Annotated in this window: 13 protein-coding genes and 1 other RNA gene; 9 read left to right on the plus strand and 5 right to left on the minus strand. The window is 53.2% G+C overall.

All coding sequences use genetic code 11. The features are described 5' to 3' along the window. Positions 1-6: 6 nt before the first annotated feature. From IPI29_05080 to IPI29_05105, 6 genes are all read left to right on the plus strand, one after another. Complete coding sequence (locus IPI29_05080) at positions 7-747, plus strand: hypothetical protein (protein MBK7411909.1); 741 nt, start codon at positions 7-9, stop codon at positions 745-747. 14 nt (positions 748-761) lie between these two features. Beyond that, positions 762-1,202: RNase P RNA component class A (gene rnpB / locus IPI29_05085), an RNA gene on the plus strand. Next, positions 1,200-1,544, plus strand: a complete 345-nt coding sequence (locus IPI29_05090; GenBank protein MBK7411910.1) for an Hpt domain-containing protein — start codon at positions 1,200-1,202, stop codon at positions 1,542-1,544. The genes rnpB and IPI29_05090 overlap by 3 nt, the downstream gene beginning before the upstream one ends. Further along, positions 1,541-2,050, plus strand: coding sequence for a hypothetical protein (locus tag IPI29_05095; protein ID MBK7411911.1), 510 nt, complete (start codon positions 1,541-1,543; stop codon positions 2,048-2,050). Before IPI29_05090 ends, IPI29_05095 begins: the two co-directional genes overlap by 4 nt. After that, positions 2,051-2,929: a lipoyl synthase gene (gene lipA, locus IPI29_05100; GenBank protein MBK7411912.1), complete on the plus strand. Its 879-nt coding sequence runs from the start codon at positions 2,051-2,053 to the stop codon at positions 2,927-2,929. It begins immediately after the preceding gene. Beyond that, a complete protein-coding gene (locus tag IPI29_05105; protein MBK7411913.1) occupies positions 2,926-3,699 on the plus strand; it encodes an MBL fold metallo-hydrolase in 774 nt (257 codons plus the stop codon). The genes lipA and IPI29_05105 overlap by 4 nt, the downstream gene beginning before the upstream one ends. A 255-nt stretch (positions 3,700-3,954) precedes the next feature. Here IPI29_05105 and scpB read toward each other — a convergent pair whose 3' ends face one another. Genes scpB through IPI29_05125 form a run of 4 tightly spaced genes read right to left on the minus strand, consistent with a single transcriptional unit; the run spans position 3,955 to position 7,846 of the window. Beyond that, the gene (gene scpB / locus IPI29_05110; GenBank protein MBK7411914.1) at positions 3,955-4,902 is read right to left on the minus strand and encodes an SMC-Scp complex subunit ScpB; all 948 of its coding nucleotides are present in this window, start codon (positions 4,900-4,902) and stop codon (positions 3,955-3,957) included. Beyond that, complete coding sequence (locus tag IPI29_05115) at positions 4,899-5,666, minus strand: segregation/condensation protein A (protein ID MBK7411915.1); 768 nt, start codon at positions 5,664-5,666, stop codon at positions 4,899-4,901. The genes scpB and IPI29_05115 overlap by 4 nt, the downstream gene beginning before the upstream one ends. Before the next feature lie 6 nt (positions 5,667-5,672). After that, positions 5,673-6,821, minus strand: a complete 1,149-nt coding sequence (alr, locus tag IPI29_05120; GenBank protein MBK7411916.1) for an alanine racemase — start codon at positions 6,819-6,821, stop codon at positions 5,673-5,675. Continuing rightward, a complete protein-coding gene (locus IPI29_05125) occupies positions 6,818-7,846 on the minus strand; it encodes an asparaginase (GenBank protein ID MBK7411917.1) in 1,029 nt (342 codons plus the stop codon). The genes alr and IPI29_05125 overlap by 4 nt, the downstream gene beginning before the upstream one ends. 50 nt (positions 7,847-7,896) lie before the next feature. On the opposite strand from IPI29_05125, the gene IPI29_05130 reads away from it, so the two are divergent. Genes IPI29_05130 through IPI29_05140 form a run of 3 tightly spaced genes read left to right on the plus strand, consistent with a single transcriptional unit; the run spans position 7,897 to position 11,667 of the window. Beyond that, positions 7,897-9,030 (plus strand): aminotransferase class I/II-fold pyridoxal phosphate-dependent enzyme, encoded by a 1,134-nt coding sequence (locus IPI29_05130; GenBank protein ID MBK7411918.1) that lies wholly within the window; start codon positions 7,897-7,899, stop codon positions 9,028-9,030. Positions 9,031-9,046: 16 nt separating this feature from the next. Then, on the plus strand, positions 9,047-10,177 hold the full coding sequence (hppD, locus tag IPI29_05135) for a 4-hydroxyphenylpyruvate dioxygenase (protein MBK7411919.1): 1,131 nt from the start codon (positions 9,047-9,049) through the stop codon (positions 10,175-10,177). 35 nt (positions 10,178-10,212) lie between these two features. Further along, complete coding sequence (locus IPI29_05140; protein MBK7411920.1) at positions 10,213-11,667, plus strand: Glu/Leu/Phe/Val dehydrogenase; 1,455 nt, start codon at positions 10,213-10,215, stop codon at positions 11,665-11,667. Positions 11,668-11,742: 75 nt separating this feature from the next. On the opposite strand, the gene IPI29_05145 is transcribed toward IPI29_05140, so the two are convergent. After that, the gene (locus tag IPI29_05145) at positions 11,743-14,175 is read right to left on the minus strand and encodes an immunoglobulin domain-containing protein (protein ID MBK7411921.1); all 2,433 of its coding nucleotides are present in this window, start codon (positions 14,173-14,175) and stop codon (positions 11,743-11,745) included. Positions 14,176-14,263 lie beyond the last annotated feature (88 nt).

Raw genomic sequence — 14,263 nt, forward strand, 5'->3', positions numbered from 1 at the left:
GATCACATGGAACAGCAGATCAACCTCTTGGCACAATTGGCAGCCGTGGACGAGCAGCTCGACGAGCTCCACGACGAATTGGGTGACCTTCCGCAGGAAGTGAAGAAGCTCGAAGCGATCATGCGAGAAAAACTTGCAGCTGTTGAGGTAACCCAGAATGCACTCAATGAGCTCGATCACCTGCGCGGAACAGCACATGTGACCATGCAAGAGAGCACAGATAAAGAGCAGAAGCTTGCTCAACAGCAGTTTCAGGTGAAGAACAATCGCGAGTTCGATGCCATCACCAAGGAGATCGACCACTTGAAGAATGAGCGCGCTGAACTCGAAGAGCGTGTTCGTACGTCAGGTGTCCGCGAAGAAAACCTTCGTGCGGCACTGGAAGCCCAGACCAAGGAGCTTACAGAGGCGCAAGAACGTTTAACAGACAAGGAAAAGGAGCTCGAAGCACTTTCCGGAGACCAAAACGATGAACTCAAGAAGTTCATTGAACTTCGATTGAAGCTGAGCGCTCAGATCGATGATTCGATCGAAGCAGAATACGAGCGTATCCGGACCTTCCACGGAAACGCTGCAGTACCGCTTCGCAAGAATTCCTGCAGCGGTTGCTATTCGGCTATTCCGTCGCAGCGCATCATGGAAATGAAGTACCAACGAAACAAAATGTACACATGCGAGAATTGCGGTCGCATCCTCTTCACTGAGGACGTGGCTGCTGACATCGAGAGCATTCTCGCCGACGCATGATCTGATCGATCACCGGGGGACTCCGGGCGATCGCCTCGCACACGCGTTTCGTGTTCGGGGAGGAAAGTCCGAACTCCACAGAACAGCACGCTTCTTAACGGGAAGGTGTCGAGCCCTCTCCTCTCACAGGGAGAGGGCAAGACAACGGAAAGTGCAACAGGAAGACACCGCCGATGGCTGCATTTCGGTGCAGCACAGGTAAGGGTGAAATGGCAGGGTAAGAGCCTACCAGCGGCTGGGTGACCAGTCGGCTCGGCAAACCCCGTGCGGAGCAAGATCAAGCAGAGATGGAAGGCGCCCCGGCGCCGGATGGCTGTTCGTCACTTCCGCTTCGGCGGTACCATCTCGGGTAGATCGCTTGAGGTCTGCGGCAACGCAGATCCCAGATAAATGATCGCCTCCTTCGGCATCGCTGCCGAAGAAGACAGAATTCGGCTTATAGGAGTCTCCCAGTGACCGATCCGATTCAACCAAACTATCAGCTCCCAACCGAGGGGCCGCAGGATCCGATCCTGCAGGAACTCCTTCCCGAGTTCTTGGATTCATGGCTGAATGATCTTACTACAACGTGGGCCGGGATCCGCGAACGAGCCGATGTTCAAGAACTCTATCGTTTTGGTCATACGATCAAGGGATCGTTTATTCAGTTCGGTTTTCGTGACCTTTCTGCCGCCGGACGAGAGATCATGGAAGATGCGAACGCCGGTGCGTGGAACGATGCCGAAGCACGCGTCAACGCATTGCTCTCCGTTGTCAACACCATGAGAAACCATTTGTCGTCTTCACCTTCATCATGAACAAAGAAGCACTCCCAATGGCACATCGCTTCCTCCTTACGCTCGTCCTTGTTATTGCCTCGATCGTACCCTCGATCGCCCAGCAACGGATCGCCGTCTTGCCGTTTCGCAACATGGATCACGATATCAAGTACAACACCTGGAGTCTTGAGATGGCAGACTCCTTGTATAAGGCCCTTTCTGCTGTAGACCCCCAACAAAAGGATTTTGTACTCGTGCCGCCTGATAGCATCGAAATGGCGATCGCAGAATTGAACCTCGATCCAACGAACCCGCAGTACGAATCTGATATGTGGAAGGCGATCAGAACGCTGAACGTAACAAAGGCCGTTCAGGGGAATTTTCAATTGCGCGGAGATCGAGTCCTGATCAACTGCTACATCTATGACATGGCCTCGATGCTAGCGGATCAGACGTATCAAGCAAAGGATCTCTATAAGGGGACAACAACCTACTTGGAGACTATCAAGCCCATCGTAAAGCGCATTTATCCTGGACTGAAGTAAATGAACCTCGAACTTCCTGTGATTCAACCCGTCGAACAGACCACCGCACGGCGTCCGGAGTGGCTTAAAGTACGTGCCCCCGGCGGCGAGGATTATGCACGCGTGAAGAACATGATGCGGTCCAAGGCTCTTCATACCGTTTGTGAAGAAGCTCGCTGTCCGAACATCACGGAATGCTGGAACGCTGGCACCGCGACATTTATGATCCACGGTGACACGTGCACACGCTCATGCGCGTTCTGCGCAGTGAAGACCGGACGCCCCCTCCCTGTAGATCTTGATGAACCGCGCCGAGTTGCCGAAGCCATCGCATCGATGAATCTGAAACACGCGGTGATCACGTCAGTGAATAGAGATGAAATGAAGGACGGCGGTTCGATCGTGTGGGCAGAAGTCATTCGTGCATCGCGCGAAATGGCTCCGCAAACAACCATCGAAGTGCTCGTTCCTGATTTCAAAGGTAATCTTGAGAACCTTCAGCGCATCATCGATGCGCGCCCGGACATTCTCAATCACAACACGGAGACCGTACCCCGACTTTACAAGCACGTGCGGCCGCAAGGACGGTTCCACTGGACGTTGGACATCCTGCGCGAATCGAAACGTCAAGGCATGCGCACAAAAACAGGCGTGATGCTCGGACTCGGCGAAGAACCACGCGAGATCCTTGAGGTTATGACGGAGCTACGTGCTGTTGATGTGGACGTACTCACCCTTGGCCAGTACCTTCAGCCAACAAAGAACCACATCCCGGTTGACAGATTCGTTCACCCCGATGAATTCAAGCACTACGAAACAGTTGGTCTCGAAATGGGCTTCAAGATCGTTGAGTCCGGCCCACTGGTTCGCAGTTCGTATCACGCTGAACGTCACGTATGACCCGCTTTACAGTGCTTGGCAGCGGAACATCTACGGGTGTTCCTTCGGTGGCCTGTGAATGTCCAACATGCACTTCCGAAGACCCGCGTGACCAGCGGCTGAGAACGTCATTGCTTGTTCAGAGTGATTCGACCACCATCGTCGTCGACACGTCACTTGACTTCCGTCAGCAGATGTTACGTCACAACGTCCTCGACATCAACGCAGTGATCTTCACACATCATCACTTTGATCATATCGGCGGGTTCGATGACGTACGCCCGTACAACTTTCGTAGCGGTCGCCCCCTACCTGTCTATGCCATGGAAGAGACAGTAGACGTACTGCGATCAACGTTCCCCTATGCGTTCGGTCTCGTTGAGTCTACAGGGGCCTCAACTCCGTCGGTGGATATTCACCTGATCGATAACGAACCGTTCTCGATCGGCGATATTGATGTTATACCGATTCCCATGCGTCACGGCAGATCAATGCGGGTGAACGGATACCGTTTCGGCAACATTGCCTATTGCACCGACACGAATTTTCTTCCCTCCGCCTCCTTGGATCTTTTGAGGGGGCTCGACACACTCGTTATCGATGGTCTTCGTTGGGAAGACCATCCAACGCACTTTACCGTGGATCAGGCAATCGCCATCATCAATGAGCTTGAGCCAAAACAGGCCTACCTCACACACATCGCCCACCAGATCAACCACAAACGAGATTCCCCAAAGCTTCCATCGAATGTGCACTTCGCCTTCGATGGGCTCACGCTGAATGTGGGATAAAAAAAATGGAGCCTCACCTATGTGGTGAGGCTCCGGTGTTCGCGTCGGGGAGGGGTAAACCGACGCGACACATAAAGGTACAAAAGTTGTTAGCAGTGCGACGCTAAATTGAGGGGCTGAGGCGCATGACTGCCTGGGGAGCGCCGCACATTCAATTGTACTACTTGTTCAGACGCAAACCTAATAAAACTATTTTCGTTTTTTCGGTTTCCATGTTTGAACGCATAATACGCGCTCGACTCAACTCGTTATTTTTCAAAGCGTTGGCGAGTTATCCACATCGTCTTCCCAGGTTCCCGGCTCTGGATCTTCAACAAGACCTTGCTCTGCTTCATTCTCCATCGAGTGGTGCCAGTAGGCACCGGAGGTTGCTTCAGTATCTGGTTCTTGTTCTGCTGGTTTTGAGCCGGCACCTTCTCCTTCGAGCAAAAGAGCCAGCTGTTTACGCAGCGTCTTATGATCCGTACGAACCGAGATCGACTCGTCAAGATCGATCATCGTTGTTGTTGTCTTCAGCAGATCATCGATCTCCCGCAGTTTAGGAAGATCTGACAAAGAATTCAAGCCAAAAATGCGAAGGAACTCTTCTGTAGTTCCATAGAGCAATGGCTTACCCAGTGTCTCTGCCCGGCCGACCATTGCCACGAGCTGTTTCTCAACGAGCGAGTTCACCACTTCACCAGCGTTCACGCCACGGATGGCATCGATCTCAGCCTTTGTGATCGGCTGGCGATACGCGATGATCGCGATCGTTTCGAGTGCTGCCTGTGTAAGTCTCTTTCTGTTCTTTGCCTTCAGCAGTCTCTGTACAAGCTGGCCGTGTGTTGGAGTGGTTGCGAACTGAAAGCCCCCTGCGATCTTCACGATCCGATACGGGCGGGATGTACGTTCAAGTTCATCATTGATCTCTTCCACCAGATCATCGAAGAACCCTTTCGGCACATCGAATGCAGGGAGGACAACCTCAGGAGTGGGTTGTTCCTTTTCACCTTCGAGCGGCAGCGTTTGTTGTCCAGGCGCTTGCTGCGACGGATCCTCAAGAACGAGTACCCGATGCAACATTCGATTCGTAAGGGGCTCCTCGCTCGCAAAGATCAGCGCTTCAAGAGCCTTAAGCTGCTCGGCACGGTCCAGCGTAAAGAAATACGGGAGTTCGCGTGTATCAACTGCATGTTGCAGCTGCTCATGTTCCATTTCGGTCATACAGTCTGTTCCTGTTCCAATTCACGTTGTTCACCGTCTGTCTCCACGCGAATGGCGATGATGATGTCGTCGAATCGTTCGTCTTGTTGCACAAGAATGCGATGGTTCTTCGCAAGCTCCAACAGAGCAAGGAACGTTACCACGATGTGCATCTTGGTAAGTCCGCCGATGAGTTCAAAGAACCTCACCGATGGTTTGGTACCGAGGGTATGAATGATCTCTGCGGCCTTCTCTTCTACAGTGATCGGGAATCGAGTCACAACGTGCGGATCTGCTTGGTCCGGTGCTTTTTCAACCGCGCGTTTGAGGGCTTTCAGGAGATCGAAAAGGGTTGCATTCCGGTACGCGCCGGATTCTGCGGCGTGGATCTCTTCGGCTTCAAACACGCTGCGATAGAGCACATAGCGTTGGTTTTCAGCTGACAGCGTAAGCGAGTCTGATGCTTCGCGATATCGTTTGTATTCAAGCAAACGCTTCACAAGTTCGGCTCGAGGGTCATCTTCATCTAGAAGACCTACATCGCCCCCTGCCTTTTCATCTCGGGGAAGAAGCATCTGGGCCTTGATCTGCACTAGCATCGAAGCCATCACGATGAACTCGCCGGCGAGTTCGAGATCCAGGAGTTCCAAGACCTTTACATACTCGAGAAATTCCTGTGTGATCGAGGCGATTGGAATGTCATAGATATCCAATTCATCGCGTCGGATGAAGAAGAGCAGGAGATCGAGCGGACCTTCAAAATTATTCAGTCGTACACTATACATCGGTTCTCATGAAGTGAGGATGCCTGGCTGAGTTGCCAAGCGCCCCGTGAACGATCGTGGGACACGCGCAGAGATCGTTGTTGTGATCTCGTACGGTATGGTTGAGGCCCACGCTGCGATCTCAACAGCATCGATGCTATTGAGGTGGCCATCACTGCGGACCTGACGTCCAAGAAGAACCACCTCGTCACCGAGATGAACGTCGGCATTGCCAACATCCACCATCAGCTCATCCATGCAGATCGACCCTACTACAGGATACCGCTCGCCGCTGATAAGGCACTCAGCCGTGCCGGTCAGTCTGCGCATATACCCGTCTCCGTACCCTACCGGCACCGTTACGATAGTTGTCTCGCTGGTGACCATGTAACGCCGCCCATAACTCACCGTCTCACCTGGCCATGCCCTGCGCATTGAGATAATGCGCGATGCCAGCGACATCACCGGACGAAGAGTCATAGCCTCATTGCCCGGCGAAGCATACCCGTATAACGAGAGACCCGGGCGGACCATGGAGAAATGTGTCTGTTCGGACTGCCACATCGCACCGGTATTGGCCGCGTGGACCGCAGCAAAGGTACATCCCACGGCCTCACATTGTTTGCGCACTTCGTTGAACGTGGATAACTGTTCGTGAAGGAAGGGGCTGTTGGGGTCGTCCGCAGTTGCAAAATGGGTACAAATTCCTGTGAGATTGATCCCGGAGACCGATCGGATCTCCAGGGCAGCAGAAGCGGCATCATGGGGTCGGAACCCTTCTCGATGCATCCCGGTGTCCACATAGAGGTGGACTTCTGCGTGTTTCCCAAGAGATACGGCGGCTTCGCCCAAGGCACGAATCTGCGAAAGGTCACAAGCCACCGTGATGAGGTTATGCTCCACCGCCGCCAAACATTCGTGTGGTTCTACGGGCGTAAGAACCATGATCGGGATGGTTATACCGGCTGCTCGCAGAAGAATGGCTTCATCGACCAATGCGGTACCGAGCATTTCTACTCCGCAGGCTTGTAGTGCGCGGGAGATCTGGATCATTCCATGACCGTAGGCATTGGCTTTTACCATACCGAGGACGGCCTTTCCCGGAGTGTGTCTACGGATCACTCCGAGATTCCATTCCAAGGCATCAAGATCGATGGTCGCAACGGTGCTTCTCATCCCAGAATGGCCCTTTCAGCATCAGCCCATTCAAACGACCTGCGGATCTCCGGCACAGAAAGCCCTGCGCCGAGCGCACAGATCAGTTTGATTCGCGCCTTCTGCCCGTTGAGGAAGTCGGCAAAGATCACGCCTGCCTCGTGGAGGTGCTTGCCAGCCCCTTCATAGGCGTAGAGATGCTCAATACGTCCAACCGGACACCGCGAGACGAGAACCACAGGCAAACCGGACTCTGCCGCGTCTTTGAGGGCATAAAAGACGTCTGGTGTGACGTTCCCTACACCGAATGCTTCGATCACGATACCTTGAGCCCCTTTGCTCCGACAAGCTTCGATCAGCGTGCGATCCATGCCGGCGTAGGATTTTAGCAGGGGGACGAATGTTGGCAGCTTCTCTACAGTGTAGGTCTCTCTGTGAAGCGGATGTCGATGAATGATGAGCACACCGTTTGTGATGCGTCCGATCGGTCCGAAGTCAAAGCTGGTAAAGGTGGAAAGGTCCTGCGTGTCGGTCTTTGAGGCTTCGGAAGCAGCAGTAATGGACCCACCAAGGCAGACCAACACGCCAAGTCCGCGAACGGCGGGATTTGCCGCAACGGTCACGGCATCACGAACATTCCGTGGACCATCCCAGTCGGGCTCACTACTGTTCCGCATCGCACCAAGAACCACGATCGGTTTATCGGTTGAGACTGTGCAGTCGAGGAAATACGCCGTCTCTTCAAGGGTATCGGTTCCGTGGGTTACCACCACACCATGGACCAATGGATCCTCCACATAGGCCTTGACAATGCCTGAGAGCTCAAGCATCCGGTCAACGGTCATATGAGGTCCGGGAAAGGTACCGTACTCATGAACAACGATATCGGCAACGGAACGGATCCCCGGTATACGGGCAAGGATCTCTCCTCCTGACATGCTCGGAACCACACCGCCCCATTCGCGATCCAGGGTGGATGCGATGGTGCCGCCGGTGAAAATGATAACGACGCGGGAGAGGATGGGTTCGGTCACGGTGGAAATCATGTCAGTGAGAACCCGCGAAGATAGAGACACCGTTCGTAGTTTTGTGGTTCATGATCGTTCCCAACCCACATCTCCAACATATTGCGTCCTACACACCGGGCGCATCACCCGATCAGATCAAGGCTGAATTTGGCCTTGACCACGTGGAGAAATTGGCGTCGAATGAGAACCCGCGTGGTTCCTCAGCTGCGGCACTTGAAGCGGCCCGCGAGGCATTATCATCGCAGGCGCATCTCTATGCCGATGGTGGGATGCGATTACGGCAGCGTCTGGCAGAACATCATAATGTCAGCATCGAATCGATCAGCGTCCATAATGGCAGCGATGCCATTATCCATCAGATCATGCGAGTGTTTCTCCTTCCAGGTGAGACCGCGTTGAGTTCGCATGGCACGTTTGTAAGCTTTGGTCTGGCCGTACGGGGTGTGGCCGCTGAACCACAATTCGTTCCGCTCACTGCCGGATACCGATTCGACGTTCAAGCGCTTGTTGCCGCGGTCACGGATCGCACAAAGGTGATCTACATCGCCAATCCGAACAACCCTACCGGTACCTACATCACGCACGACGAACTCGTGTGGCTCATGGACAACGTTCCGAGCTCCACGCTTGTTGTGCTTGATGAAGCCTATGTGGAGTATGCACGTCATCTTGCGCCGGATACCTATCCCGACACTTTGTCGATGCCATATCAGAATCTTTTGTGCCTGCGGACATTTTCGAAGGCCTATGGTCTCGCAGCACTTCGCATCGGCTATGCGATCGGTCATCCCGATGTGGTTCAGTGGCTTATCCGTACCAAACTTCCGTTTGATCCAAACGGGCCGGGTTGTGCAGCAGCCGTGGCCGCATTGGATGACCAAGACTTCGTTCACGAAAGCGTTGAACTTAATGGTAAGGGGCTGGCACTGCTTCTGTCAACCTTGCACGAATGCGGGTACGTAACAAGCTCTAGTATTGCCAACTTCGTGATGGTCGATCTCGGAGATGCCTTCACGGCTGCCGCCTTCCATAAACATCTACTTCTTCAGGGCTTCATCGCCAGACCACTTGCCGGATTCGGACTGCCAACATGTGTGCGGATCAGCACGGGCACACAGGAACAGAATGTACACCTAGCAGATGTACTTCGAGCATATGCTGCTGAGACCGTAGAAGCCCCTTCCCCATCCTTGATCCAATAGTCGGAGAACAAATACCATGAGCACAGACACGCTATCAGCACCTACACCAACCGCAACGGAGGATTTTCTTCCGCTCAACGGTACGGACTATGTTGAGATCTACTGCGGCAACGCCAAGCAGTCGGCTTATTTCTATCGTACCGCGTTCGGGTATCAGCTCGTTGCGTATGCGGGACCGGAAACGGGTGTGCGCGACCGTGCTTCATACGTGTTGCAGCAAGGCAAGATCCGTCTGGTTCTCACATCACCGATGCATCCCGACAATCCGATCACCGAACACATCGCTAAACATGGCGATGGTGTGAAGGTATTGGCACTTTGGGTGGACGATGCCCGTGCTGCGTGGAAGGCCACTACGGAACGCGGAGCAGTGAGCATTCAGGAGCCAACAGTACTTACCGATGATCACGGCGAAGTGGTTGTAGCATCGATCAAGACATACGGTGATACCGTTCACACCTTCGTTGAGCGCCGCAACTACAACGGTGCATTCATGCCGGGATATCAAGCTATCGACGATGGCTACAAGACCGAGCCTATTGGGCTTCTCTATGTTGACCATTGCGTAGGAAACGTTGAACTTGGCCACATGAATGAATGGGTAAAGTTCTATGAGGATGTGATGGGCTTCAAACTGCTCATCACCTTCGACGACTCAGATATCTCCACCGAATATTCCGCCCTTATGTCAAAGGTGGTTTCAAATGGTACGGGATACGTGAAGTTCCCGATCAATGAGCCAGCATCAGGCAAACGAAAGAGCCAGATCGAAGAGTACATCGAATTCTATCACGGTGCAGGTGTTCAGCATATCGCGGTGGCAACGAATGACATCATTCACACCGTGAGTGAACTGCGTCGCCGAGGCGTTCAGTTCCTGCATGTACCGGGAACGTATTACCTTGACCTTCTCGACCGTGTTGGAGCAATTGGAGAAGACATCAACGATCTTCGCAGACTCAACATCCTTGTTGATCGCGATGACGAGGGGTATCTTCTTCAGATCTTCACAAAGCCGGTTGAAGATCGTCCTACAGTATTCTATGAGATCATTCAGCGTCGCGGTGCACGTTCGTTTGGCAAGGGCAACTTCAAAGCGCTCTTTGAATCGATCGAACGCGAGCAGGCATTGCGCGGCAACTTGTAATTCACAGACACTTGTTTCACCTTTAAAGCCTTCTTATGGCTTCCAAAGCAAAACCGAGCAAGGCGCCAACGGCGCTCTTTCACGGAAACAACCCCTTCCTCGATTCGGTGAACGCCTATTTCGATAAGGCGGCAGCGATCATGGATCATCCTAAGGGACTCCTTGACCAGATCCGAGTGTGTAACTCGGTGTACTACATGCAATTCCCTGTGCGTATCAAGGGTGGCATTCAAGTGGTACAGGCCTGGCGGGCCGAACACAGTCACCATAAGCTGCCAACAAAGGGCGGCATTCGTTATGCATTGTCGGTTGACCAAGAAGAAGTGCAGGCACTTGCAGCACTCATGACCTATAAGTGCGCAGTGGTCGATGTTCCGTTCGGTGGCGGCAAGGGCGGTATCCGTATCGACCCTAAGGCGTACACCACAGAAGAACTTGAGCGCATCACACGCCGCTATACCGTGGAGCTGATCAAGAAGAACTTCATCGGACCATCGGTGGACGTGCCTGCTCCTGACTACGGTACCGGTCCGCGCGAAATGGCATGGATCGCAGACACGTATCAGGCGTTTGCAAAGGATGAGATCAACTCCCTTGCTTGCGTTACCGGTAAGCCGGTTGGCCAAGGTGGCGTGCGCGGCAGAACAGCCGCTACCGGTCGCGGCCTCTACTTTGCAGTTCGCGAGGCCGTGAACGATCCAAAGCTCATGAAGAAGCTGAAGATGACCACCGGGCTGTCCGACAAGCGCGTGATCGTACAAGGATTTGGCAACGTGGGATACCATGCTGCGAAATTCCTCGCCGAAGCCGGGTCTACGGTGATCGGGATCATCGAATGGGACGGCGCGATCGTCAACCCGAAGGGGATCGATATTGAAGCGCTGAATGCACACCGCATGAAGAAGGGTTCTATCACAGGCTTTGCCGGTGGCAAGACCATCAAGGATGGGAACAGTGTGCTTGAGCATGATTGTGACATCCTGGTGCCAGCAGCACTCGAGTCACAGATCCATAAGGGCAATGCAGCGAAGATCAAGGCGAAGATCATTGCCGAAGGTGCTAATGGTCCGATCACTTCCGAAGCAGAGCCGATTCTTCTTAAGAAGGGCATCTTGGTAATGCCGGACATGTATGTGAACGCCGGCGGTGTTGTGGTGTCCTACTTCGAGTGGCTCAAGAATATCTCCCACGTTCGTTTCGGACGTATGGATAAGCGCTTTGAAGAAGGCACAAACACACGTCTCGTTGAGACCGTAGAGCGTCTCACTGGTAAGTCACTTACCGTTGTGGAGCGCAACATGGTAGCACGAGGCGCTGATGAAGAGGATCTTGTGAACTCTGGTCTCGAAGACACAATGATCTCTTCGTATCACACGATCATGGAGCAGTACTTTGGAAATCCAAAGGTGAAGGACATGCGTACTGCTGCCTTTGTTAGTTCGATCGATAAGATCGCACAATCGTATCTGTCGCTCGGGATCTTCCCGTAAACAAAGCACGTATCGAAAAAGAAAAAGGCGAGTCGCAAGACTCGCCTTTTTTGTTTGTCGTTGAGAGCACGATCGTTAACGAACGATCACTTTCTCTATGCGCGAAGAACCGAGTTGTTCAATAAACAGAACGTAGAGTCCTGGAGATACCGTGCTTCCATTTGCATCGCGTCTGTTCCAGATGATCTCATTCGAACCACTCAAGAGCGCAACGGTGTTGCCTGTGACGGTTACGATGCGTACGCTCATGCGACTTAGCAGTGGGCTCACGATGCGAAGTTCTTCAGACATCGGATTTGGCGAGATGCGGATCCCTGCTACCGGTGCCTCCTCTTCGTCAACACTTGAGATCACTCGTCGGGTAAGCACGAATGAAACATCGCCAGCATCGGTTTCTACCGTGACGAGCGCATCATCTCCCGTCTCCGTGGCCGTTTCATAACAGAGTTCACGTTGTTGTCCACTTACAAGCTGGAATGGAACGGTCTGCGGATTTGTTGCTGTCCACGTTGTTGCCCCTGGGCCCGTTACGCGGATGCGGCGAACCTCCGTTGCTGCACATGGCAGTGGAAGCGAGTTATTGCACTTCTTATCGCCAACAACACCCTGAGCGAACACCACTGTGTCGTTGTCAAATGCGAGTCCGGTAACTGCATCGCCCCCTACTGTGAACGTCCGATTTCCGCTTGAAGCAAAGAAGGTGACTGTTCCGGAAAGTGGACCGGATGTCTTTGGTGAGATCTTCAGTCGAACATCACGTTGCTCATTCGGAGCAAGTGTGACGGGAGCTGTGAGACCCTCTACAGAGATATTGGCCACCGGTTCCGCAGAGATGGACGTGATCGTGATTGGTGAGCCACCCTCATTGATGAGGAGTCCAGTAATAGTTGTGTCCACTGTTGAACATGACGGAACATTGGTCAATGTGATCCCAGTGGATGCAAGTTCGAGCTTGCCGGGACCAGTGGAGGCGGTGACCTTCACGATTGCATTACGCGTGATCACCGTATCGCACTTGTTCATCACGCGGCAGCTGTATTGTCCGGAGTCCGCACGCGCTATCGATCCCTTCCGATAGATCCTCTGGGTTGCTCCGGAAATGAATGCTCCATTGCGTAGCCACTGATACGTGAGTTCCTCACCGGACGCATCAAACGTAAGAACGAGTGAATCTCCTGCCTTGAGATTCTTATCTGTTGGCTCGATGCGAACCAATGGCCGTTCCGTGATCGACAGACGAACAACGGCACTCTCTACTTCCGGATTACAGGAGCCCCGTACGATCACCTGATAATCACCTTCATCAAACAGCGTTGCGTTCGAGATGTTGAGTCGATTTCCGGTTGAAGACGGAATTGGCTCGCCGTTCTTCAGCCATTGATAGATGAGGTCATTCCCGGTTGCTTCAACCGTAAAGAACGTGTTCTCTGTTTCACAGATCGATCGCGCCGTTGGCTGTGTGACGATCTTCGGTTTCGTGCCGATCGTTACTGTAGATTGTTGCGACGTAGCGTTCCCTCCGCATCCGAAGATGACACAGTCATAAACGCCCGCTTGGGCCTGACCAACAGTGTTGATCGTGAGTACTGCGTTCGTGCCGCCCGGTAGATCCACTCCGTTGTGTCTCCAACGATACTGGAGATCTGAGCCGGACGCTCCGATCGTGAGAGTAAGGGGCTTCCCTTCGCACACAAGTACATTCTGTGCAGGCTGCAGAGATATGACGGGTCCGGCAGAGATCGTAACTGCGTTTCCACGAGAGATCTCGAGTCCGGTTGCAGCATCCATCATTCGAACAACATAGTCGCCACCTGCCTGTGTTCCAGGGACATTGTAGGTGAACGTCTGAGTGCTTGCATCAATGGAATTCGCGATGATTTCGTTGGTAGCGAAGTTGTCCTTCGACCACTCGAGGCGCACGGTTGTCAGTCCGGTTTGTGTCCACGTATATGTGACGGGATTACCTCGGCAGATGGTTGTTCCACCGGCTGGACCAGTAAAGGTTGAACCTGTGACGGTGATATTGATACCTCCCGACAAATTCCAATCATCAGCATCGCTGTCATTCCCATCGAGATTCACGGCATTGCCTGCTCCATTAAAGGTGTAGACCCCATGAGCAGCAGGAGCGGACCACGTGAATGAAAATCGTGCAGAACCCCCGGCCATTGCCATTGGGGTTGTGTGCGTGAGCTCACCGCCAATATTCTGTGCGCCAAACTGTGGGGTCAGCGTCCCGGCGTTGCCACCACCCTGACGAATGCTCACATTGAAACCGGCATTGGCGTTCGTGGCATGGGCAACAACAAACGTGAAGCTCCCGGTCTGTCCGGATCGTACGGTGCGCGATCCCTCTAGGGTAACAGTTGTTGCGGCAGCTTGTCCCCCGTGGCAAGGTGTGCACCCTGCTTGTGAGGAACCTGTTTGTCCACCCGAGTGAGCGATCACAGACAAGGGGCTGACCAAGAAACACAAGGTCAAGAACGAAAGAAGTTTCGCGAATCTCATGAGGAACCTGAAAGTGTTGGTCGATATCTCGTGGCTCAACGCAGTCAACTGCGTTTTTGTTACTGAGGCACGTTTATAAAATAGCAAG

The organism is Ignavibacteria bacterium (assembly GCA_016707005.1).
Classification (GTDB): Bacteria; Bacteroidota; Ignavibacteria; order Kapaibacteriales; family Kapaibacteriaceae; genus UBA10438.